The 19,982-nt window shown below is 72.9% G+C and carries 24 protein-coding genes; 10 read left to right on the top strand and 14 right to left on the bottom strand.

All coding sequences use genetic code 11. From position 1 onward, the window contains the following. From VF330_RS40400 to VF330_RS40425, 6 genes are all read left to right on the top strand, one after another. On the top strand, positions 1-795 hold a 795-nt coding region (locus VF330_RS40400; protein ID WP_330857043.1), incomplete at its 5' end, for an ABC transporter ATP-binding protein. A gap of 29 nt (positions 796-824) precedes the next feature. Continuing rightward, positions 825-1,544: an ABC transporter permease gene (locus VF330_RS40405; RefSeq protein ID WP_330857044.1), complete on the top strand. Its 720-nt coding sequence runs from the start codon at positions 825-827 to the stop codon at positions 1,542-1,544. Between the two features lie 102 nt (positions 1,545-1,646). Next, positions 1,647-2,330 (top strand): DUF2306 domain-containing protein, encoded by a 684-nt coding sequence (locus VF330_RS40410; RefSeq protein WP_330857045.1) that lies wholly within the window; start codon positions 1,647-1,649, stop codon positions 2,328-2,330. Between the two features lie 16 nt (positions 2,331-2,346). Then, entirely contained in the window at positions 2,347-5,031 is a 2,685-nt protein-coding gene (locus VF330_RS40415; protein ID WP_414675546.1) for an ATP-binding protein, read from the top strand. A 119-nt stretch (positions 5,032-5,150) separates the two neighbouring features. Further along, a complete protein-coding gene (locus VF330_RS40420; RefSeq protein WP_330857047.1) occupies positions 5,151-6,584 on the top strand; it encodes a WGR domain-containing protein in 1,434 nt (477 codons plus the stop codon). A 92-nt stretch (positions 6,585-6,676) separates the two neighbouring features. Continuing rightward, on the top strand, positions 6,677-6,853 hold the full coding sequence (locus tag VF330_RS40425; protein ID WP_330857048.1) for a CsbD family protein: 177 nt from the start codon (positions 6,677-6,679) through the stop codon (positions 6,851-6,853). A gap of 142 nt (positions 6,854-6,995) precedes the next feature. Here the strand turns inward: VF330_RS40425 and VF330_RS40430 are convergent, their stop codons facing one another. The 8 genes from VF330_RS40430 to VF330_RS40465 all read right to left on the bottom strand — a co-directional run bounded on the left by VF330_RS40430 (position 6,996) and on the right by VF330_RS40465 (position 11,613). Continuing rightward, on the bottom strand, positions 6,996-8,126 hold the full coding sequence (locus tag VF330_RS40430; RefSeq protein ID WP_330857049.1) for a glutamate--cysteine ligase: 1,131 nt from the start codon (positions 8,124-8,126) through the stop codon (positions 6,996-6,998). A 154-nt stretch (positions 8,127-8,280) separates the two neighbouring features. Beyond that, positions 8,281-8,601 carry a hypothetical protein gene (locus tag VF330_RS40435; protein WP_330857050.1) on the bottom strand — a complete coding sequence of 107 codons (321 nt, stop codon included), beginning with the start codon at positions 8,599-8,601 and terminating at the stop codon, positions 8,281-8,283. A 3-nt stretch (positions 8,602-8,604) separates the two neighbouring features. Next, positions 8,605-8,856, bottom strand: coding sequence for a hypothetical protein (locus VF330_RS40440; protein WP_330857051.1), 252 nt, complete (start codon positions 8,854-8,856; stop codon positions 8,605-8,607). Between the two features lie 5 nt (positions 8,857-8,861). Further along, on the bottom strand, positions 8,862-9,029 hold the full coding sequence (locus VF330_RS40445; protein WP_330857052.1) for a hypothetical protein: 168 nt from the start codon (positions 9,027-9,029) through the stop codon (positions 8,862-8,864). Between the two features lie 69 nt (positions 9,030-9,098). Beyond that, positions 9,099-9,761 carry an MBL fold metallo-hydrolase gene (locus VF330_RS40450; protein ID WP_330857053.1) on the bottom strand — a complete coding sequence of 221 codons (663 nt, stop codon included), beginning with the start codon at positions 9,759-9,761 and terminating at the stop codon, positions 9,099-9,101. 184 nt (positions 9,762-9,945) lie between these two features. Continuing rightward, on the bottom strand, positions 9,946-10,566 hold the full coding sequence (locus VF330_RS40455; protein WP_330857054.1) for a DUF3618 domain-containing protein: 621 nt from the start codon (positions 10,564-10,566) through the stop codon (positions 9,946-9,948). Further along, positions 10,542-10,958 (bottom strand): phage holin family protein, encoded by a 417-nt coding sequence (locus VF330_RS40460; RefSeq protein ID WP_330857055.1) that lies wholly within the window; start codon positions 10,956-10,958, stop codon positions 10,542-10,544. The genes VF330_RS40455 and VF330_RS40460 overlap by 25 nt, the downstream gene beginning before the upstream one ends. Further along, the gene (locus tag VF330_RS40465; RefSeq protein ID WP_330857056.1) at positions 10,945-11,613 is read right to left on the bottom strand and encodes a hypothetical protein; all 669 of its coding nucleotides are present in this window, start codon (positions 11,611-11,613) and stop codon (positions 10,945-10,947) included. The genes VF330_RS40460 and VF330_RS40465 overlap by 14 nt, the downstream gene beginning before the upstream one ends. 174 nt (positions 11,614-11,787) lie before the next feature. Here VF330_RS40465 and VF330_RS40470 point away from each other — a divergent pair, with 174 nt between their 5' ends. The 3 genes from VF330_RS40470 to VF330_RS40480 all read left to right on the top strand — a co-directional run bounded on the left by VF330_RS40470 (position 11,788) and on the right by VF330_RS40480 (position 14,737). Beyond that, positions 11,788-12,294 carry a DUF2231 domain-containing protein gene (locus VF330_RS40470; protein WP_330857057.1) on the top strand — a complete coding sequence of 169 codons (507 nt, stop codon included), beginning with the start codon at positions 11,788-11,790 and terminating at the stop codon, positions 12,292-12,294. A gap of 65 nt (positions 12,295-12,359) precedes the next feature. After that, positions 12,360-13,133: an alpha/beta hydrolase gene (locus tag VF330_RS40475; RefSeq protein WP_330857058.1), complete on the top strand. Its 774-nt coding sequence runs from the start codon at positions 12,360-12,362 to the stop codon at positions 13,131-13,133. Next, entirely contained in the window at positions 13,130-14,737 is a 1,608-nt protein-coding gene (locus VF330_RS40480; RefSeq protein ID WP_330857059.1) for a RecQ family ATP-dependent DNA helicase, read from the top strand. The genes VF330_RS40475 and VF330_RS40480 overlap by 4 nt, the downstream gene beginning before the upstream one ends. Position 14,738: 1 nt before the next feature. Here VF330_RS40480 and VF330_RS40485 read toward each other — a convergent pair whose 3' ends face one another. From VF330_RS40485 to VF330_RS40495, 3 genes are all read right to left on the bottom strand, one after another. Next, a complete protein-coding gene (locus tag VF330_RS40485) occupies positions 14,739-14,927 on the bottom strand; it encodes a hypothetical protein (protein WP_330857060.1) in 189 nt (62 codons plus the stop codon). Between the two features lie 103 nt (positions 14,928-15,030). Beyond that, positions 15,031-15,450 (bottom strand): DUF6292 family protein, encoded by a 420-nt coding sequence (locus VF330_RS40490; RefSeq protein ID WP_330857061.1) that lies wholly within the window; start codon positions 15,448-15,450, stop codon positions 15,031-15,033. Positions 15,451-15,525: 75 nt separating this feature from the next. Then, the gene (locus tag VF330_RS40495; RefSeq protein ID WP_330857062.1) at positions 15,526-15,915 is read right to left on the bottom strand and encodes a hypothetical protein; all 390 of its coding nucleotides are present in this window, start codon (positions 15,913-15,915) and stop codon (positions 15,526-15,528) included. 82 nt (positions 15,916-15,997) lie between these two features. Between VF330_RS40495 and VF330_RS40500 the strand changes: the two genes are divergently transcribed. After that, positions 15,998-18,625: an AAA family ATPase gene (locus tag VF330_RS40500; protein ID WP_330857063.1), complete on the top strand. Its 2,628-nt coding sequence runs from the start codon at positions 15,998-16,000 to the stop codon at positions 18,623-18,625. Here the strand turns inward: VF330_RS40500 and VF330_RS40505 are convergent. The 3 genes from VF330_RS40505 to VF330_RS42140 are packed head-to-tail and all read right to left on the bottom strand — an operon-like array spanning position 18,618 to position 19,910. Beyond that, entirely contained in the window at positions 18,618-18,818 is a 201-nt protein-coding gene (locus tag VF330_RS40505; protein WP_330857064.1) for an ester cyclase, read from the bottom strand. The two genes, VF330_RS40500 and VF330_RS40505, sit on opposite strands and share 8 nt — an antisense overlap. Positions 18,819-18,855: 37 nt before the next feature. Further along, the gene (locus VF330_RS40510; RefSeq protein WP_330857065.1) at positions 18,856-19,278 is read right to left on the bottom strand and encodes a Dabb family protein; all 423 of its coding nucleotides are present in this window, start codon (positions 19,276-19,278) and stop codon (positions 18,856-18,858) included. Further along, positions 19,278-19,910: a hypothetical protein gene (locus VF330_RS42140; protein WP_422655576.1), complete on the bottom strand. Its 633-nt coding sequence runs from the start codon at positions 19,908-19,910 to the stop codon at positions 19,278-19,280. Before VF330_RS42140 ends, VF330_RS40510 begins: the two co-directional genes overlap by 1 nt. Between the last annotated feature and the right edge of the window lie 72 nt (positions 19,911-19,982).

A 19,982-nucleotide genomic window follows, 5' to 3' on the forward strand; every position in this document is an offset into this window, starting at 1 on the left:
CGGGGCGAGCTGTACGCGCTCCTGGGCACCAACGGCGCCGGCAAGACCTCGACGCTGGAGACCGTCGAGGGCCACCGCACCGCCACCTCGGGCACCGTGCGCGTCTTCGGCAGGAACCCCGCCGACCGCGCCGCCGTGCGCCCGCGGATGGGGATCATGTTGCAGGACAGCGGGTTCACCCCCGACCTGACCGTGGCGGAGTCGGTCCGGCTGGTCGGCTCGCTCACCCGCCGCACCGACCGCGTCGACCGCGTCCTCGACGTCGTCGACCTCACCCGCAAGGCGGACACCAGGGTCTCGCAGCTGTCCGGCGGGGAGAAGCGCCGGCTCGACTTCGCCACCACCGTCTACGGCACGCCCGAGCTGATCTTCCTGGACGAACCCACCACCGGCCTCGACATCCAGTCCCGCGACGACCTCTGGTCCACAGTGGACAAGTTGCGCGAGGACGGCACCACCGTCGTCCTCACCACCCACTACCTCGAGGAGGCGCAGCAGCACGCCGACCGCATCGGCCTGATGCACCGCGGCCGGTTCCACCGCGAGGGCACGGTCGCCGAACTGACCAGGACGCTGCCGTCGGTGATCCGCTTCGGCCTGCCCGCGACCGCGCCGGCGTTGCCGCTGCAGGCCGCGCCCGAGGGCGGCGACCGGTACCTCGTGGAGACGTTCGAGCTCCAGAAGGCCCTGTCCGTGCTGCTGCGCTGGGCCGAGGACCACGCCGTGGAGCTCCAGGACCTGGAGGCCGGGCCGACGCGCCTCGACGACGTCTTCCGCGCCATCGGCGAAGCCTGACCCCCTCACCATCCAGAAAGGACCCCGTCGTGCGCTCCCTCTTCCTCAGCGAGCTCGTGCAGCTCTTCCGCAACCGGTCGGTGCTGGTGACCAGCTTCGTCATGCCGATCGCGGTCAGCGCGTTCTTCCTCTACCAGCACGACCTCTTCACGCAGATCGGCAGCCTCGGCTACATCGCGGCGATCGTCATGTTCACGGTGACCGGGTTCGGCCTGTACGCCGGCTCCGTGACGACCCTGGCCTCCCGCCGGCAGAACCTGTTCCTCAAGCGCCTGCGGTCCACCGCCGCGTCCGACGCGGGCATCCTGACCGCGCTCGTCCTGCCGGCCGCCGCGATCGCGCTGGTGCAGGTCACCGTGATCATGACCGTGCTGGCCGTCGTCACCGAGGCGCCGGACGACCTGCCGCTCCTGGCGGCGGCCGTGCTCACCACCGCGGTCATGATGGTCGGCCTCGCGCTGGCCACCGCCGGGCTCACCGGCTCCCCCGAGCACGCCCAGGTCACCACGCTGCCCGTCTGCCTCGGCGTCGTGGCCGTGGCCAGTTGGGTCGGCATCAGCGGCACCGAGGACCTCACGCTGCTCAAGCGCCTGCTGCCGGGCGGGTCGGCGACCGAGCTGGTCGTGAACGCGTGGAGCGGCGGCGTCGCCGTGGCGGACTCGCTGCTCCTGCTGGCCCCCACCCTCGCCTGGGTCGTCGTGGCCGCCGTGCTCGCGTCCCGCCTGTTCCGCTGGGAACCGCGCCGATGAGCGGAGGGGACGCCGGATGTAGGCACGTTCTGCCGACGCGACCCGCCTGTGCCGAGCACAAGATCGACGCGATCGTCTCAGCACAGGAAGTGGGATCAAGGCATGTCCACAGCAGTCGTGTCACGGACCTCCGGCAAGCGCTGGTGGTGGTTCGGGTGGGGACTCGTCGCCGTGCTCGCGCTCGTCACCGCCGGCGTCTTCGTGCCGCCCTACCTGGTCGGGGGCACCACCGTGCCGGGCCTCGACCGGATCACGCCCGGCTACTACACGAGCCTCGTGATCCACGCCGTGCCCGCCGGCATCGCGCTCATCACCGGTCCGTGGCAGTTCATCCCGAAGCTGCGGGTGCGCTACCCGAGGCTGCACCGGGTCACGGGCAGGGTCTACCTGATCTCCGTCGTCGCCGCGTCGCTGGCCGCCGTGTACTCGTCGGCCGTCACGAAGAGCGGCTTCGCCCTCCAGGTGGCGTTCTTCGTCCTGATCGTCGCGTGGCTGTTCACCGCGGCGAAGGCGTACCGCACGATCCGGCGCGGCGAGGTGCAGCTGCACCGCGTCTGGATGATCCGCAACTACACGCTCACCTTCGCCGCGGTCACCCTGCGGCTCTACCAGCTGCCGCTGATCGCGCTGATGAACTCGGTGACGTGGCTCGAGTACCGCGAGGTCTACACCGTCAGCGCGTGGTTGTCGTTGCTGGGCAACGTTCTGGTGTCCGAGTACTTCATCGTGCAGCGCTTCCTCGCCCCGCTCGCCCGCCGCGGGAAGGTGGCCGCGAGCGAGGGGTGAGGCCCCACCCGCCAGAATGGACGGCGTGACCAGCCCCGCCGACGTGGCGATGATCGGCCGGCACGGCGAGCGGCGCCGTGTCGACGAGCTGGTCGCGGCCGCCCGCGGCGGCCGGGGCGGTGCGCTGGTGCTCGGCGGCGAGGCGGGCATCGGCAAGAGCACGCTGCTGGCGCACGCCGTGGAGTCGGCGTCCGGGTTCCAGGTGCTGCGGGCGGACGGGTCGGAGTTCGAGCAGGAGCTGCCGTACTCCGCCCTGCACCAGCTCTGCGTGCCGGTGCTCGGCCACCTCGACGCGCTGCCCGGTCAGCGCCGCGAGGCGTTGCGGATCGCGTTCGGACTGGCCGGCGGGACGCCGCAGCCGTTCCAGGTCGGCCTCGCGGTACTGGAGCTCGTCGCGGCGGTCGGCGGTGACCAGCCCGTCCTGTGCGTGGTCGACGACGCGCAGTGGCTCGACGAGGCGTCGTCGCGGGCGCTGGCGTTCCTGGCCCGCCGGGTCGGCGCGGACCCGGTCGCGGTCCTGTTCGCGCTGCGCTCCCCGCACGTGGCAGGCGAGATGACCGAGCTGCCGTGGCTCGACGTGGCCCCGTTGAGCGACCACGACGCCAGGGCGCTGCTCGCCGCGCGCAACCCGTTCCCCTTGGACGACCGCGTCCGCGACCGGCTCGTCGCCGAGGCGAACGGCAACCCGCTCGCGTTGCTCGAGCTGCCCCCGGCCGGTGGTTTCGCCGTCCCGGCCGCGTCCTCGGTGCCGTCGCGGATCGAGGAGGGCTTCCGCGCGCGGCTCACCGGTCTGTCCGACGACGCGCGGCTGCTGCTGACGATCGCCGGCGCCGACCCCACCGGTGACCCCGGCCTGCTGTGGCCCGCCGCCGAGGCGCTGGGCGTCGACCTGCCGCCGGCCAGCGCGGACGCCGCGGCCACCGGCCTGGTCGAGTTCTCCGCGCGGGTGCGCTTCTGCCACCCGCTGGCCCGCTCGGCGGTCTACCGGGCCGCTCCGGACGCGACGCGGCGGGCGGCCCACGGCGCGCTGGCCGACGTCACGGACTCGCTCACCGCCCCGGACCGGCGGGCCTGGCACCGCGCCCAGGCCTGCGCGGGACCGGACGAGAAGGTCGCGATGGACCTGGAGCACTGCGCCTCGCGCGCCCGTTCACGCGGAGGTGTCGCCGCCGCGGCCGCGTTCCTCGAACGCGCCGTCGCCCTGTCGTTGCACACGCGCAGCCGGGTCGAACGCACCCTGGCCGCCGTCGAGGCCTGCATCGAGGCGGGCGCCGCCGACCGCGCCGAGGACCTCCTCGCCACCGTCGAGACGGACGCGCTCGACGGGTTCCACCGCGCCCGCGCCGACCTGCTGCGCGGCCGCATCGCGTTCACCCGTCCCGCGGACGGCACCGGTCCGTCGTGGACGGTGAGCGCGGCCCGGCGGCTGTCCACCCTGGACCCCGACCGGGCGCGGGACTGCTTCCTCGACGCCCTGGAGATGAGCCTGGTCGTCGGACGGCCCGGCGGCGTCGTCGCCGAGGTCCTCACCGCCGCCCGCGCCTGCGCTCCCCCGCCGAGCTCACCGGACCTCCTCGAAGCGCTGGTCACCCTGGCCGAGGACGGGCACGCCACGGCCCTGCCCCTGCTGCGCGCCGCGCTGCACGACGAGGGCGGCCGGCTGTGGAGCCGCCGCCCCGCGCTGGCGTCGATGATCAGCACCGAGCTCTGGGACATCGGCACCCACGTCGCCATCGCCGACCGGCTCCTGGAGGCGGGCCGCGAGTCGGGCTCGCCGCTGCTGCTCCGGCTCGCCCACGCGCAGAAGGCCACCTCGGCGTTCCTGACGGGCGACCTGGGCGAGGCGCTGGCCGCGACCGCCGAGGAGGAGGCGGTCGCCGACGCCGTGGGCGAACCCCCGTTGCTGTACCACCGCCTCCAGATAGCCGCGCTGCGCGGCCGCCGCGAGGAGACCCTGGAGCTGATCAGGGCGGGCAGGACCCCCGGCGGCCACGTGGCGAGCGCGGACTGGTCCGCCGCCGTCCTGCACAACGGCCTGGCCGACTACCCGGCGGCCCTGACCGCGGCCCGCGCCGCGACGGAGCACGACGACCTGTTCCTCACCGGCGCGGCGCTTCCGGAACTGGTCGAGGCCGCCGTCAGGTGCCACGAGCCCGCCGAGGCCGCCCGGGCCCTGGCAGCGCTGACCGACCGCACCCGAGCCGCGGGAACACCTCTGGCCCGAGGCGTCACGGCCTGCGCCCGCGCACTGGTGACGGGCGCCGAGGCCGACTACCGCGAGGCCGTCGCGCACCTGGCGGACAGCGGGCTGCGCCCGTACCAGGGCCGCGCCCACCTGCTGTACGGCGAATGGTTGCGCCGCAAGGGACGCAGGAAGGACGCGGTGGTGGAGCTGCGCACGGCCCACACCCTGCTCGCCGGGTCGGGAGCCGAGGCCTTCGCCGCCAGAGCCGCCGACGAACTGCGCGCAGCGGGCCAGCGCGTCGAGCGCCGCACCACCCCGTCCGCCCACGAACAGCTGACGGTGCAACAGGTGGCCGTCGCCCGGCTGGTGGCAGCGGGCGCGACGTCGAACGAAGCCGCGACCGAGCTGTTCATCAGCAAGCGCACGGTGGACGCGCACCTGCGGGAGATCTTCCGCAAGCTCGGGGTGACGTCCCGCCGGCAGCTGAAGGACCACCCCGGGGTCGACGGCGGCTGAGAAACGGCTGTCCCCCACCGGGTTCCGCCCGTCGGACCACCACTCCACCAGCGGCGACCGGAATTGTCGGACCCCCTTGCTACGGTCACGACCAGCTGATCAACACGAGGGGGAACACCGTGGCTGCTGCCACCACGTACCTGGAGCTGTCGGAGTCCGGCGGTAGTGCGCACAAGTTCTACGAGGTCGTCGTCGACGGCACGACGGTCACGATCACGTTCGGCCGCATCGGCGAGCGGGGTTCCACGCGCACTTCGACGTTCGCCGACGTCGCCAAGGCGGTGACGGCCGCCGAGAAGAAGATCGGCGAGAAGGTGCGCAAGGGGTACGCGCCCGCGGTGAAGGGGCAGCGGCAGCGGCGGGCGATCACGCGGCGCGAGATCGCGAGTGTGCGGTCGAGTGCGCGGCAGGCGCCTGTGCTGTGGCGGTTCCACTCCGGTGCGCCGGCGTTCGGCATCTTCATCGGCGAGGACGAGGCGTGGGTCGGCAACCAGCGCGGTGACGTGTTCACGCTCGCGCACGACGGGCAGGTCACCGGCCGCTACGGGCTGCCGGACGGCGTGAAGTGCATCGTGGCGGACGACTTCTGGATCTACGCGGGCTGCGACGACGGCCGGGTGTACGACCTCGGGGGCAAGGTGCCGCGGGTCGCGTACGAGATCGCCGCCGACGTCGACATCTACTGGCTCGACATCGACGACGGCGTGCTCGGCGTGTCCGACCGGCAGGGCGGCATCACGATCGTCGACCACGAGGACGAGTTCCAGTGGTCGCGGCGCAGCAGCGGCGACAGCGCGTGGATGGTGCGGTGTGCGCCGGAAGGCGTGTTCCACGGGCATTCGCGCGGCGTCACGCACTACGCGGCGCGCACCGGTGAACCCGTGTGGCACGCCGAGACCACGGGGTCCGTGCTGTTCGGCTGGCAGGAGCCGGCCGAGGTGTTCGCGGGCACGAGCCGCGGCTGGGTGCACCGGCTCTCCCGCGCCACGGGCGCGGAGACGGCGCGTTATCGTTGCGACGCCGCAGTTTTCTCGTGTGCGACCTCGCCGGACGGCGGGTACGTGTTCGCGGGCGACAACCACTCATCGGTCTACTGCTTCGCCGCCGACGGCACGCGGCTGTGGAAGCTCGGCACGGGCTGCGGTTCGGCGTATTCCATGCAGTACCGCGACGAACGGCTCTACATCGTCACCACCGACGGGTCGCTGGCGTGCATCGACGCGAGCCCGGCCGCCATCCACGCGGCCGAGCAGGGTGAGCTGCCGCGGCGCAACGACATCAAGGCCGACCACTGGCAGCGCGTCGAGGCCACCACGGAGGTCGAGACCGTCGTGGCGAGCGCGGTGCCCGCCGGTGGCGTCATCGTGGAGTGCGTTCAGGAGAGCGGACGTCTGCGCGTGCACGTGGTGTCCGACGGCTACGACCGCGCTCGCGCCGTGCAGTTCCCGAAGGACATCCGCGTGCCCGGCGCCCGTTACCTGGTCACGGAGATCCACACGTCGGCGAGCGGCGGCTTCTACCGCGCTCGGGGTGAGATCAAGCGACTTCTGTGACGTGACGCGGAAAAGACGTGTCACCGCCGCCGGTTCCGGGCACCCCGGAAGTGGATGTCGCGCCTGAGGTTCAGGTGGCGGGGAAGGACGACATGGGTGCCGATGACAAGCTCGAAGCCAAGGGCGACCAGCTCAAGGGCAAGGTGAAGGAAGGCGTCGGCGACGCCACGGACGACCCGGGTCTGCAGGCGGAAGGCGCCGCCGACCAGGGCAAGGGTCACCTCAAGGAAGCCGCCGAGAAGGTGAAGGACGTCTTCAAGAAGGACTGACCTCCCCACAGCGGACAGAGGGCCTGCATCACGACGATGCGGGCCCTCTTCGCGTGTCCGGGTATCCGGACAACCTCGGACAGAACTGTGGCCCCGCACCGAGATGCGGGGCCACAGCCACGAAGAATCCTCTGTGGACGAGCTACGAGGCCGCCGTCTCCTCGGCGCGGTCCGCGTTGTCGACGTCCAGCATGCTCAGCAGCGGCTCGACCTGACCGCCGCGGAACGCCCGGCGCTGCCGGTCCGCACCGCTGCCCTCGGTGTCCAGCAACCGCAGACCGCGTTGCACGGCCGGCAGGTCGCCGTTGGCCTCGAACACCGGCGTCAGCTTCCGCACCAGGTCGTCCAGCTGGTCGCGCACCGGCCGGGGCTCGCCCGCCAGCACGTCGAGGATCGTTCCCCGCAAGCCTTCGTTGGCCGCGCTCCAGCACGCCTGCCGCAGCACCTCCTGCGAGACGGGCACGGCCTCGACGCCGCGCTCGATGTCCACGACCGCCTGCGCCACCAGAGCGCGGACCAGCGCCGCGAGCAGTACCGCGTCGTCCACGGTCGCCGCGACGTCCGAGACGCGGACCTCCACGGTGGGCAGCTCGGTCGCGGGACGGACGTCCCAGTACACCATCGCCCGGTCCAGGGCGGTACCCGCCGTGATCATGGTGTCGCAGACTTCCTCGTAGTGCTCCCACGAGGTGAACACCGGCGGCGGACCGGAGACCGGCCACCGCGACCACACCGTCGAACGCCAGCTGGCGAACCCGGTGTCCTCACCGCCGGAGAACGGCGAGTTCGCCGTCACGGCGGCCAGCACCGGCAGCCACGGCCGCACGTGGTTGCACACCTGCACCGCGGTCTCGCGGTCCGGCACGGCCACGTGGACGTGACAACCGCAGATCAGCTGCTGCTCGGCCAGAGCGCCGAACTCGCGGGCGATCCGCCGGTACCGCAGGCTGTCCGTGACCTCGCCGACCGCCTCGCCCAGTGGCGGCGCCCCGACGGCCACGGCCCGGCACCCGGCCGCACGCGCGGCCTTCGCCACCAGGCGGCGCGTCTCCAGCAGCTCCTCGCGGGCCTGCTCGACGTCCTTGCACACCGAGGTGTTGATCTCCACCTGCGCACCGGTCAGCTCGTGCTCCAGTTCGAGCCCGAGCTGGTCGCGCGCAAGGGAAACGACCTCCTCCGCCAGGTTCACCGGCGCGCCGGTGACCGGGTCCACCAGGAGGAACTCCTCCTCCACACCGACAGTAGGCCCCCACACGTCCTTCGGAGGCGTCATCTCCACGTCTCACCATCCTGCTCAAGGCGCCCATGCGCGCCGCGGGGGAATCGGGACCGGCGAATACCCCTGGAGGGCAAGAAGAAAACGCCGCGCACACCCGTGCCTGGTCAGCGGCGGTGAGGACACGGAGCGTGGCGAACCGGTCACACGCTCACCAGCCGAAAGGAGTGGAAGTGGGCGCGCTGCCACGCTTTCCACCACGTGGACGATGACCGCGATCCTTCTTCGAGCGGGTCGCGGCGGTGCACCGCGGACACATGGCCATCACCGGTGTGTCCGCGGTGTCCTGGATCCACAGGGCGTCGATCCACAGCACCCCGGGGAACCTGCCGAGCCGCGCACGGCTCAGCGGCACGCCGCACAGCGTCTGGTTCTGACCGGGCCACCAGGCGTGCACGTCACCGGAGGGCAGGCGCGTGCCCTCGTCGTCACGCCAGCTGCTCGACGCGGCCACGGCCGGGGTGGCGGCCACCGGTCAGCCTCCCCTGTTGTCCACGGCGGCGCCGAGCATCGCGGCCGCCTCTTCCAGCTCGCGGTCGGTGACCGGCCAGCCGCCGACGCGGTCCAGCAGCTCGTCCCTGGTCACGACGGGGAGCGCACCGCGCATCGCGTTGGTGGCGAGCTCGTCGCGACCGGCCACCACGTAGCTGCCGACGACGTGCACCAGAGTCGCCTCCGGTCTGGTCGACTCGAGCAGCTGCTTCAGGTCCTCCACCGGGATGGGCATGCCGGTCAGCCGTCGTCGCCGTAGCGGCCGCCGCCGTCGAGGCCGGCGCCCTGCTCCTGGTCCGGGTCGCTCGGCGGCCTCTTCGAGACCTCTTCCTCCGTGCGGGTCAGCGGCGCGCCGCTGTTCTCCTCGGCGGCGCCGTGTTCCACGCCCTCGTGTCCGGGTCCAGTCACCACGAACCTCCTGTCCTCGTGCGAGTTCCTCCGGCATACCCAGGACCGCGGCGCCGAACCGCCGCACCGTCACAGCGTCAGCGTGTCGCCGCGGGCCACCACCCGGACGTGCAGGCCGTTCGCGCGCCGGGAGATCTCGGTGGTGAAGTCGGACAGCGGTGACTTCATCACCCCGTACTCCTCGTAGTGCACGGGAACGGTCGTGCGCGGGGAGAGCAGCTCCGCCAGGTCCGTGCCCTGTTTGCCGTCCATCGTGAGCAGGACGCCGAGCACCTTGGTGCCGCCGAGGTGCAGCACGGCGAGGTCGATGCCGTCGAAGCGCTCGCGGATCTGCTCCAGCTCCGGGTGCACGAGCGTGTCGCCACTGAGGTAGACGCGGAACGGGAGCACGCCCGCCGCCTCCCGGTACTCGAGCATGGTGCCCATGACGGGAGGCAGCAGGCGGCCCAGCGGTCCCAGCGCGTGCCTGCCCGGCAGCGACGTGATCGTCAGCTTCGCCGCGCCGCGGCTCAGCACGACGGTCTCCCACGTCCGCAGCGGCGCGGTCTCGGTGAAGCCCCTGCGGGACAACCGCTTCGCGGCGTGCGGGGTGGTGAACACGGGCAGGTCGCGGGCCAGCTCACGGCTCGCGACCCGGTCGAAGTGGTCGCCGTGCAGGTGGGACAGCACGACGGCGTCCAGCTCGGGCAGATCGGCGATCTCGATCGCCGGATCGGTGAGCCTCTTCGACACGACACCCTGACCGATGTGCGCGCCGACTTCCTCGAACCTCCGGCTCAGCGGTGACAAACCGCGAAAAGCATGCGGTTCGTCACCGCTGAGCGTCCTCTGTGGAGGAAGTTGGGATCGGTCAGGAGCGTGAACGGCCCGAGCCGGAGCACCGTCGTGGCGTTGCCCACGAAGTGCAGTGACCCCGTCACCGCCCGGTGAGGCGCTGCCCGGACTCGCGGGCGTGCCCGCCGACGTCCTGCGCCGCTTCCTTCGTGTGCTCGGCCGTGGTCTGGGCGGCGTCGGCGGCGACCTGCTTGACCTCACCGGCCGCGTCGCTCACGGTGGACTGCACGTCCTCCTTGAGGTGCTGCGCCGACTCGGCCAGCGCTTCCTTGGCCGGGTCGACCACGTCGCTCAGGCTGTCCGAGAGCTGCTGCACCGCCTGCCGTTCCGCGTCCGTGCGCGGCAGCAGCGCCGCCACCAGCAGACCGCCGCCGAACGCGATCAGGCCGGCCGCGAGCGGACTGCCCTGCGCCTGCCGCGCGATCTGGCGCGGTGCCTCCTGCACGGCGTGCGCCGCCTGCTCCGCCTTCTCCGCGACGGCGCTGCCGGCGTCCTGCCCCTGTTCGCGCACGGCCGTCGTGGCCTGTGTGGCGGTTCCCATCACTCGCTCCCTCATCGAGACCAGGCCCTGGCGCACACCGCGGACGCGCCGCTGGGCGATGGCCCGCGGGCTCGTGTGGTCGACCAGGCGGTTGGCGTCGGCCCGCAGCTCCGCGCGGGTCACTTCGATGTCGCGCCTTATCTGGTCGGGTGTTTCGCCCATTCCGCGTCCTCCTTCAGGGTTTCGACGGTGCGTTCGGGTTTCGGGTTGACGGTGCGCAGCCTGGCTCGGCCGCTGGTGTAGAGGACCGCTCCCGCGATGCCCCACAGCACCGCGACGATCAGCGCGGCCCAGCCCAGCGGCATGACGGCGCCCAGCGCGAACACCAGCGCGAGGCTCAGCAGCACCGTGGTGAGGTAGCCGGCGAACCCGGCGGCGGCGAGCATGCCCGTCGCCTTGCCCGCCTTCGCGGCCTCGTGGCGGATCTCGGCCTTCGCGAGCTCCAGCTCCTGCCGCATCAGCTTGGACAGGTCACCGGTGAGGTCGCTGACGAGGTCGCCCAGCGACTCGCCGGTGGTGTCCGTGCGCAACGGTGGCACCTCAGGGTTCGACATGCGGCACCCCCGCCGGCGGCACCGCTGGCGTCGCGCTCGGCGTCAACGGCGCACCGTAGTCCGGCGTGGCGCTGTACCCCGGCGTCGTGCCGTAGCCGGACGTCGCGGGGTAATCCGTTGCGGTGGCAGGACGTTCGGCCGCCACCGGCACGACACCGCCCTGCGAACCCGGACCGCCCTGGCCCTGTCCCTGGCTCGATCCGGTGGCGCTCTTGGCGACCCGGCCGACCAGGAACCCGGCGACGGCCGCGCCCAGCAGGAACGTGCCGGGCTTGCGCCGGGCGTAGTCCCGCGCGGACTCCAGCAGTCCCTGCGCACCGCGTTCGTCGAGGAACCTGGCCGCCTGCCTGCTCGTGTCGGCCGCACCCCGGATCGCGCCCGCCGACATGGAGTCCGGCGGCGCGCTGCGTGCCATCTCGCCCAGCTCGTCGGCGATGCGGCCGAGCTGCTTCGACACCCGCGTCGCCTGCTGCTCCGCCTCCGCGGCGACGCGCTCCCGCACGTCACCGACGACGCGACGGGCCTGGTCCGCGGTCTCGTGCGTCACGTGAGCGGCCTGCTCCTTGACGGTGCCGCCGACCTGGCCGGCGGCTTGCACGGCGTGCTGTGCGACTTCGGAGCCCTCGTCACGGGCCGCCGCGGGCATTCCACCCATCTAGTTTTCGGTCACGGCTGACTCCTCAGCTCGTTGGCGTGTCCTGGCCATCGAGCTACCCGTCGAAAAGCCGTGCAAACGACCGGCTCCGAGATCATTTTTCCGCTGCGCTGAAGCGTTTTCCTCGTGTAATCGCAGGTATTCCGGGTAGTCCGGGCCATGAATGTTCACGGGGTGTTGCAGGCAGTCGAGGAGCTCCGCGCGGTCGACCGTCCCTCGCGATCTTTGGCGGAAGCGGTGCGACGGGCGCTGAGGTCCTCGAACGTGGACCGCGCCGTGCGCGGCGAGTGGCTGGGGCACCCGTTGCACCCCTTGATGGTCACCGTGCCCATCGGGGCGTGGACGTCCGCGGCCGTGCTGGACGCGCGGCCCGGGAGTGAGGACGCGGCCCGCCGGCTCGTCGCGCTGGGGCTCGTGGCGTCCGTGCCGACGATCCTGCTGGGACTCGCCGACTACGGCGGTCTCGACGCGCGGCAACGCCGGGTCGGTCTCGTGCACGCCGTCGCCAACACCGCCGCCGTGACCTGCTTCGCCGCCTCCTACGCGCTGCGACGCCGGGGCAGGCACAAAGCCGGGAAGGTCCTGGGTCTGGCCGGGCTGGTCGCGGTGGGAGCGGGTGGCGCGCTCGGCGGTCATCTGTCGTATGCGCAGGGTGCCGGTGTGCACCGCTGGCAAACGTGACACTGCTAGCTGTTTGGCCGCGTCCGTCGGGGCTACTCGGGAGCGCTGACGAACGGAGTGAGGACATGACGACAGGTGCTGCCGGAGGACTGCGGGCGCTCGCAAGGGAGCACGTCGCCGTCGCGGCGTTCACGATCCCCCGCCTGCTGCGCCACCGGGTGTGGCGCGGCGCCGACCCGCAGGAGGGCGCGGGCCTCGGCGTGGTGCTGGTGCCCGGCTTCGGCGCGAACGACTTCAGCCTCACGTTCGCGACGACGTGGCTGCGCGACCGGGGTTACGTCCCGGCCGGCGCGGGCGTCGGGTTCAACGTGGGCTGCACCTCCGAGCTCGTCGACCGCGTCGAGCGGCGGGTCGAGGAGCACGCGGAGGCCACGGGCGGCCCGGTCGTGCTGCTGGGCCAGAGCCGGGGCGGCGGACTCGCCCGCCTCGCCGCCGCGCGCCGCCCGGACCTGGTGGCCGGTCTGGTGATGCTCGGCAGCCCGGTCCTCGACCCGGCGGGTGCCCACCCGCACGTGATGCTCGCCGCCAAGGCGCTCGCGCGGCTCGCCTCCGTCGGCTTCCCGGGCCTGATGAACCCGGACTGCCTCGGCGGCACCTGCTACGAGGACAACATGAAGGCCATCACCGCACCGCTGCCCGACGGGATGCCGGCGGTGTCGGTGTACTCGAAGTCGGACGGCATCGTGCCGTGGGAGCTGTGCCTCGACTCGTCGGCCGACTGCGTGGAGGTGCACAGCACCCACACCGGCATGGGCCTCGACCCGGACGTCTACCTGGCCCTGCGGCCGCGCCTGGCCGAGTGGGCCGCGCGCCGGTACGACCTGCGCCGCGCCGGATGAGGGACCTCGCCGGAACCGCCGAGGAGGTCTTCGGCTGGACCGAGCTGCGCCAGGAGCAGCTCGTCGCGATGGAGCACCTCCTCGACGGCCACGACGTGCTGGTCGTCATGCCGACCGGCGCCGGCAAGTCCGCGATCTACCAGGTCCCCGCGATCCTGCTCGACGGCCCGACCGTCGTCGTCTCGCCGTTGATCGCCCTGCAGCACGACCAGGTGTCGGCGCTGCGGGCCAGCGAGGCGCCGCCCGCCGCCGCGGTGAACTCCGCCCAGTCGGCGGAGGAGAACGAGCAGGCGTGGCAGGCGTTCGCCCGTGCCGAGACGGAGTACCTCTTCCTGGCACCGGAACAGCTCGCGAACCCCGAGACCGTCGACCGGCTGCGCGACCACAAGCCGTCGCTGTTCGTCGTGGACGAGGCCCACTGCGTCTCCGCGTGGGGACACGACTTCCGGCCCGACTATCTGCGGCTGCGGCACGTCGTCGAGAGCCTGGACCACCCTCCGGTCCTCGCGCTGACCGCCACCGCGAGCGGTCCCGTGCGCGACGACATCGCGGGCCACCTCGGCCTGCGCGACCCCGCGGTGCTCGTGGCCGGGTTCGACCGGCCGAACCTGCACCTCGCCGTGCGCCACCACGCCGACGAGGACGACCGCAGGAAGGCCGTCACCGAGTGGGTCGTGGACCACCCCGGACCGGGCCTGCTCTACACCGCCACCCGCAAGGAGACCGAGCGGTACGCCGCCGACCTCGTCGCGCGCGGCGTGCGAGCGGGAGCGTTCCACGCGGGCATGAAGGCCGCGGACCGGCGCCAGGTGCAGGACGACTTCATGAGCGGCGCGCTCGACGTCGTGGCGGCCACCTCCGCGTTCGGCATGGGCATCGACAAGCCGGACGTCCGGTTCGTCGTGCACGCGGCGACACCGGGGTCGCTCGACGCCTACTACCAGGAGATCGGCCGCGCCGGACGGGACGGCGAGCCCGCCGGGATCGTGCTCTTCCACCGCCCGGAGGACCAGGGCCTGCAACGGTTCCTGACCGGCCGCAAACTCGACGAGCAGTGCGTCCGCGAGGTGGCCGAGGCCGTGCACCGCTCCCCCACGACCGTCGCCGACCTGGTGCGGCACGTCGACTGCTCCCGCCGCAAGGTCACCGGCCTGGTGAACCTGCTGGAGAGCGCCGGAGTCGTGCGCACCTCGCTGGACGGCGTGCGGTACGTGCACGACGCTCCCCCGCCGGCCGAGGCGGTCGCGGTGGCGCGGGAGCGGGCCGATAGCCGGCTGAAGCGGGACCGGTCGCGCATCGAGGTGATGCGCGAGTACACGGGCACCCGCGGCTGCCGCAGGCGGTTCCTGCTCGGCTACTTCGGCCAGCGGCTCGACGAGCCGTGCGGGCACTGCGACCGGTGCGACGACGGCCTGCCGCCCGAGGACGAGGTCGACGCGGAGTTCCCGCCGAACTCCCCCGTCCGCCACGACCAGTGGGGACGGGGAACCGTCGTGCACCACGACGACGACAAGCTGATGGTGCTGTTCGACGAGGTCGGCTACAAGACGCTCTCGCTGGACGCGATCCGCGGCACGTCGATCCTCACCGCCGACGCGTCCTGAGTCAGCCCCGGTCGGGGTCGTCGGACACGGAGTAGTCGGACAGGCCGACGTTGCCGGTGGGGTTCGGTTCGGGGTGCGTGGAGCCGGAGTCGCTGCGTCCCGGCGTGGTGCCGTCGTCCTCGGTGGCCTCGTCGAGCGAGGTCCGGCTGGCGTCGTCGTAGCGCTGCTCCTGCTGGCGTTCGGTGCTCATGCGACCGGCTACCCCGGTTCGGAGGGCGTGAACGCGGCTACGCCGAGGTGTTCGGCGAACACCTCGGCGTCATGGCCGGTCTCACGACGTCGGCGAGTCCGGGTCAGGAGAGAACGGCGTTGCGCGGCGACGGCACGAACGCGGCGAAGTCGCGGTTGTCCACGGTCACCTCCGTGCGCAGCAGCCCCTGCACCCACCGGACCACGGTGACCGCGGCGGGCCGCACGTCGTCGCCCTGCCGGTGCAGCTCCACGAGCTCGCCGATGCGGTCCTCGACCGCCACCGACCAGCCGGTCGCCTCGTCCCACAGCAGTGCCACGTCGTGGTCGGGGAAGTCGGGCAGCCGCCCGTCCAGCGCCACGTACGCGGCGGCGCGCGGCTGGGTCTCGACGAACGAGCTGTCGCCGCGCAGTCCGAGACCTGTCACGACCTCGCGGACGTACTGCCGCGTGCGGCGGTCCACCGAGTCGTCGAAGTCCAGGTCGAAGTCGATGTCGAGATCACCGGGCATTTCGCGTTCCATGCCTGTTGTGCCTCCGTCAGCCGAACACACTGTTGGTGCGCCGCTCGGATACCCCTGCGGGGTGTGCGCAAACCGTCAGGCCGACGTGATCCGCAGCTCACGCACGACGAGGACGGTCGACTCGGGCGCCTCGGCCAGGACGAAGCCGATCTCGCCGTCCGCCGCCAGCTCGCCGTCGGCCGGCGAGGTCCACCGCACGTCCCCGGACGCGACCAGCCGGACGTCCCCGCCGGGCTGCGCGACCGACGCCCCGAGAGAGCCGCCGGCCTGCTCCAGCACGACGGTGCCGCCGTCCTCCTGACCGCCGAGGTCCGGCAGGTCAGCGACCAGCCGCAGCTCCGCGGGGCGGACGGAGTCCCCCGCTCGTCCGACCCGGTATTCGCCCTCGAAGTCGAGCACCATCGTCTTGGACCGGAGCGTCACCTCGGTCCCTTCTGCTCGGGCCTTGCCCGCACTGTCGGCCATGCGGTCTGCCTACCCGTGGCCCCGGCGGCGGAAACGCCCCGACGGGCCGGGGCCGCGCACCGCTGCGGGTACCGTTCGCCCCGTGACGACACCCTCGCGTCTCCTCGGTCGCGAAGACGAGATCCGGTGCCTCGACGCCGTGGTGGGCTCCGCCCGCGAGGGACGCGGTGGCGCCCTCGTCCTGCGCGGTGAGGCGGGCATCGGCAAGAGCGCGCTGCTGGACCACGTGCGGCGGGCGGCCGGGTTCGAGGTCCTGGAGGCGTCGGGGTCGGAGTTCGAGACCGAGTTCCCGTTCGCGGCGCTGCACCAGCTGTGCGTGCCGTTGCTCGGCCGCCTGCACGGGCTGCCGGAGGAGCGGCGGGCGGCGCTGGAGGTCGCGTTCGGGCTGGCCACCGGTGCGCCGGACGTGCTGCGGATCGGGCTGGCCGCGCTGGACCTGTTCGCCGCCGCGGCGGCCGGGAGGCCGTTGCTGTGCCTGGTCGACGACGCGCACTGGGCGGACGAGGCGTCGCAGAAGGTGTTCGCGTTCCTCGGCCGCCGGCTGTCGTCGGACCCCGTCGCGATGGTCTTCGCGGTGCGGTCGACGGAGGCGGGCGTGCTGGACGCGTTGCCGGGACTGGTGGTCGAGGGGCTGTCCGACGCGGCGGCACGGGCGCTGGTGGCGGACGAGTCGGTCGACGGCAAGGTCCGCGAACGGCTGCTCGCGGAGGCGCGCGGCAACCCGCTGGCGTTGCTGGAGCTGCCCAGGGCGGGCGGGTTCGCGCTGCCCGACGTGGCGTCGGCGCCCGGCGCGGTCGAGGCCAGCTTCCGCGGCCGGGTCGGCGCGCTGCCGGCCGACGCCCGGATGCTGCTGATCGTCGCCGGAGCCGACCCGACGGGTGAGCCGCGGCTGCTGTGGGCGGCGGCGCGGGAGCTCGGCCTGGACGTGACGACCGCCGGTGCGGCCGCCGAGGCGTCCGGGCTGATCAGCCTGTCCACGCGGGTGCGGTTCTGCCACCCGCTCGCGCGGTCCGCCGCCTACCTCGCCGCGAGTGCGGCCGAACGGCAGGCCGTGCACCTCGCGCTCGCGGCCGTGACGGACGCGGACGCGGAACCGGACCGGCGGGTGTGGCACCTGGCGCAGGCCGGTACCGGACCCGACGACGGCGTGGCCGCCGAGCTGGAGCGGTCGGCGTCGCGGGCACGGGCGCGCGGCGGTGTGGCGGCCGCGGCGGCGTTCCTGGAACGGGCGGCGGCGTTGTCGCTGGACCCGCGGCTGCGGGCGGAACGCACGCTCGCGGCCGGGCAGGCGAAGTTCGAGGCCGGTGCCGTCGACGTGGCCGCCGGTCTGCTCAGCACGGTCGACGTGGACGCGCTCGACCCTTCCCAGCTCGCGCGGGCCGACGTGCTGCGCGGGCAGGTGGCGCTGGTGCGCGACACCGAGAACAGCGGACCGGGGTTCCTGCTGCGCGCCGCACGGCGCGAGAGCGGTGCGGCGGCCAGGAAGCGCGTGCTCGACGCGTTCGAGACGAGCCTGATGGTCGGACGGGCCAGCGGCGTCATGGACGCCGTCGTGAACGAGGCGCGGACGCTGCCACCGGCACCGGACGTGCTGAACGCCCTAGTCGTCCTCACGACCGACGGGCACCGGGCCGCGGTCCCCCTGCTGCGCCAGGTGTTCGACGGCCTGACCTGGACCGAACACCCGGCGCTGGCCACGATGCTCGCCGGTGAGCTGTGGGACGCCGGCGTCCACACGCGCGTCACCGAGTGGCTGACGAGGACCGGGCGCGAGGCGGGGTCGCCGTTCGTGCTGCGGCTCGGGCTGGCGCAGACCGCCGTCATGGCGGTGCACTCCGGGGACTTCGGGGCGGCCATGGCGGCCATCGCCGAGGAGGAGGCGGTGGCGGACGCGCTCGGCGTCGACCCGTTCCCCTACCCGCGGTTGCAGCTCGCGGCGATGCGGGGACGCCGTGCCGAGCTGCTGGAGCAGATCACGCGCGGCACGCGGGCGGCGGCTCGCCGGACGGGTCTGCTGGTGGCCAACGCGCACTGGGCGTCCTCCCAGCTGCACAACGCGACCGGCGACTACCCGGCGGCGCTGGAGGCGGCCCGGCTGGCCGTCGAGCCCGGCGACCTCTACCTCACCGGTGTCGCCCTGCCCGAGCTGGTCGAGGCGGCGGTCCGGTGCGGCGAGGAGAAGGCCGCGGTCGTGGCGCTGGAGGACCTCACCGAACGGACGTTCGCGGCGGGCACGTCGTGGGGTCTCGGCGTCACCGCCTGCGCACGGGCGTTGGTCTCCGGCGAGGAGGACGACTACCGCGAGGCCGTGGGCCAGCTCACGGCGGCGGGCGCCAAGCCGTACCTGGCGCGGGCGCACCTGCTCTACGGCGAGTGGTTGCGCCGTGCCGGTCGCCGGGTCGATGCCCGGGAGCAGCTGCGGACCGCCCACGAGCTGATGTCCGGCATCGGCATGGAGGCCTTCGCGGCCAGGGCGGCGCAGGAGCTCCAGGCGACCGGCGAGGTCGCCCGCAGCAGGTCCGTCTCAGCCACCGACGACCTCACCGCGCAGGAACAGCACATCGCGCGGCTGGTGGCGACGGGGGCGACGTCCAAGGAGGTCGCCGCCCGGCTGTTCCTCAGCCCGCGCACGGTCGACGCCCACCTGCGCAACATCTACCGCAAGATGGGCATCAACTCGCGCCGCCGGCTGCGGGAGCTGTTCAGCTAGACAGGGCGCCGAGCTGCTGCGCCGCCCGGAGGCTGTCGGCGTTGAGCCAGTACTCGACGATCCTGCCGTCCTCGACGCGCAGGACGTCCGTGCCGTGGAACGAGATCCCCTTCGCCTCGGCGAGCCAGTGCACGACGTGGAACGGCTCCTGCGAGATCGGTCCCACCTGGACGGAGAACGTCAGGCCGGACATGGCCTCGTGCGACTCCCGGACCCACCTGACGAGCTCGTCACCGGTTCTCCCCGTGCTGTCCGGGGGCGGCGCTGCCCGAGTACTCGCCGAGGTTCGACACCAGCCGCGTCAGCTCGGGGTCGTTGTCGTAGCGCTTCTGGTGCAGGGCGGCGATCTTCGCGCCCATCTCCGGGTCCTCGTCGTCGGTGATGTCGAACGACACGAACCTGTCCGCCAGCGGCAGCCCGATCAGGTCGGTGTTGCGGTGCGCCGGGTGGACCAGGTACTCCCAGTAGCCGTCAAGGTCCTCGATGACGAACGTGGCGCCCCACTCGTACTCGCCGCCGAAGTCGCGGCCGACGACGAACGACTTGACCGAGGGGATCACGCGACCCTGGTTGCGCAGGCTCTCCAGCGCCTCCGCCGCCTTCTCGGGCGAGGCGTCGGCCCGCAGCGTGAGCCGGATTCCGTGGTAGATCATCAGTTCTCCTCGTGCGTCAGGGCGAGTGCCGCCCCTGCTGTGGTGGTGACGAAGCCGGTCCAGGTGAAGGCGGTGGCGATGCCCTGCTGGACCAGGGGTGCGAGGACGAGCGGCGACAGGAACCGGCCGGGAAGATCCCGGCGACCGCCGGGCTCGCGTCCAGGTCGCGCAGCAGGAACGGCAGCTGCGTCGGCGCCATGTGGAACACCAGCGTGGCCACCAGGGCCAGCAGGTACATCCACCCGGCCCGCTTCGGGAAGCCCGTGCCGGCCAGCGGCAGCGACACCACCCCGCCGAGACTCGCGAAAGCCTGCTGGAAGCCCAGGAACCGCCCACGTTCCGGTCCGTCGAACCAGTCCGTGATCAGCGCGCTGACCGCGGTTGATCCCGGCGGTCGCGAGGCCCGGCACCGCCCTGGTGCCGAGCAGCACCGGCAGTCCCGTCACGAAGAACCCGGCCACGATGGCGAGCGACGTGACCGTCAGCGCCAGCCGGACCAGCACGCCCTCGCCGTAGACCTCGCCCATCGCCGGCAGGCTCGGGGCGATGACCGCCGCGGCCGTGATGGTGAGCGTGGCCGAGGCCAGGACCACCGCCCTGGCGGCGCGGGGCGGTGCGGTTCGCGTCGTCACACGACCACCTTCGCGGCGGGCGGGTGCCCTTCGCGTCGGCAGCGGCTACGTAGATCGCCGGCCTAGGCAGGC

The sequence above is a fragment of the Lentzea sp. genome (genome assembly GCF_036380075.1).
In the GTDB taxonomy this organism is placed as follows: Bacteria; Actinomycetota; Actinomycetes; order Mycobacteriales; family Pseudonocardiaceae; genus Lentzea.